3 protein-coding genes are annotated in these 1,631 nt (G+C 70.2%); 2 read left to right on the forward strand and 1 reads right to left on the reverse strand.

Features of this window, described 5'->3' with window-relative positions:
* A partial coding sequence (locus BN903_RS18215; RefSeq protein ID WP_048078146.1) for an asparaginase domain-containing protein occupies nt 1-212 on the reverse strand: 212 nt, incomplete at its 3' end.
* A gap of 293 nt (nt 213-505) precedes the next feature.
* Between BN903_RS18215 and BN903_RS13055 the strand changes: the two genes are divergently transcribed.
* Both BN903_RS13055 and BN903_RS13060 read left to right on the forward strand, forming a co-directional pair.
* On the forward strand, nt 506-727 hold the full coding sequence (locus tag BN903_RS13055; protein ID WP_048078147.1) for a hypothetical protein: 222 nt from the start codon (nt 506-508) through the stop codon (nt 725-727).
* Between the two features lie 156 nt (nt 728-883).
* Nucleotides 884-1,631, forward strand: a 748-nt coding sequence (locus BN903_RS13060; protein ID WP_048078148.1) for a DUF255 domain-containing protein, incomplete at its 3' end; no start/stop codon positions are given.

Raw genomic sequence — 1,631 nt, forward strand, 5'->3', positions numbered from 1 at the left:
GTCACCCGCGCGTGGTCCGTCACGGCCGGCACCGCCTCAACGAGGTCGGCCCCGGTCTTCTCGGGAGCCGCACCGTTGTCTCCCGGCTCCGAGGCGATGGTGCCGCCGCAAGCGACGACCGCTACCCGCGGGCGGCCACCGTCGGTGCGCGCCGCGGAACGGTCTCGGTCGGTTCGGTCCTCGCGTCGGTCGCAGCGATCGGTTCCGGTCATATCTTCCCCTCGCCCCCGACGGACAAATCGGTTGGTGCCGCGGCAGCCGCTCGCGTCCGACACCGCCGCGACCGGGCCGGTCCTCGCGTCGTGTGAGCCGATCCGTGGCAGTCGGATCGGTCCGAAACCGACGGATCGGCTTGGATCCCGAAACAAAGGATTAGCTGGTCCGATAAATAGTTAAAACGTTTCTGAGAGGCTTTTAAAATGTCCCGGACGGTCGAGAAACGTGGTGAAATTTACCGAACCCTCGTCGGGCTATATGTGGTCCCCCGTCGTACGGAGAGGTGTCCATGTCAACCCCCGCTCCCACGCAGATCGCCTCCGGCGAACGGCTCGCCGGGCTGATGACCGGCACCGTCAAAGCCGCGGCCTTCTGGGCGGCCATCGCGATTCCCGCCACGTACCCCGTCCTGCTACACTCTGGGCTCGACGGCGGCACCGGCCAGCTGTTCGTCGCCCTGCTGTTCGCGAACGCCCTCGCGCTCGCGCTCGGCCACGACCACAAGCGCTGAGGACCGCCGTCGAACCGCTCGGACGACCGCCGCCGCGCCGCGTGGACACGGACGCGACGCCCTCCCGCCCTCTGTTGCTGTTATCCCTCGCCGACCGCCGCCTCCCTCGCCTTCCGCTCTCGAAGCGCTTACCCCCGGCCCGGTCCGACTGCGGGTATGAGCGACGAGACTCGCGTCGAGTGGCGCGACTGGGGTCCCGAGGCGTTCGCCGAGGCCGACGAGCGTGACTGCCCGGTGCTGCTCTCGCTGTCGGCCACGTGGTGCGAGGGCTGTCACGAGATGGACGCCGTCACCTACGCCGAGCCGCGGATTGCCGCCAACGTCAACGAGGGGTTCGTCCCCGTCCGCGTCGACGTCGACCGCCACCCGCGAGTCCGCGAGCGGTACAACATGGGCGGGTTCCCGACGACCGCCTTCCTCACCCCCGATGGGACGCTGCTGACCGGCGCGGGGTACCTCGACGTCGACGGCATGCGGCAGGTCCTCGAATCGGTCCGGACGATGTGGGCCGACAAGGGCCGCGAGGCGGGGCGGATCCCCCGCGCGCTTGACGCCGACCTCCCGCCCCGCGGCGAGCTGACGGACGCCATCGAGAGCCACCTCGCTGGCCAACTGGAGGTGAAGTACGACGACGAGTACGCCGGTTGGGGGTCCGACGCGAAGTTCCCGCTGCCGCGCACCGTCGAGTTCGCGCTGAAGCGCGACCGGGACCGCGCGCTCCGGACGCTCGACGCGGTCCGCGACCACCTCGCCGACGACGTCGCGGGCGGGTTCTTCCGGTACGCGGGCACCCGCGACTGGGGCGACGTCGCCTACGAGAAGCCCCTCGACACGAACGCCGCGGTGACCCGCGCGTTCGCCAACGCCTTCCTCTACACCGGCGACGACGCCTACCTCGACCCCG

This window comes from Halorubrum sp. AJ67 (assembly GCF_000513435.1).

What these genes read in the sequence shown, in the direction of transcription:
- BN903_RS13055 (WP_048078147.1), top strand. Translation starts at nt 506, where the DNA reads ATGTCAACCCCCGCTCCCACGCAGATCGCCTCCGGCGAACGGCTCGCC.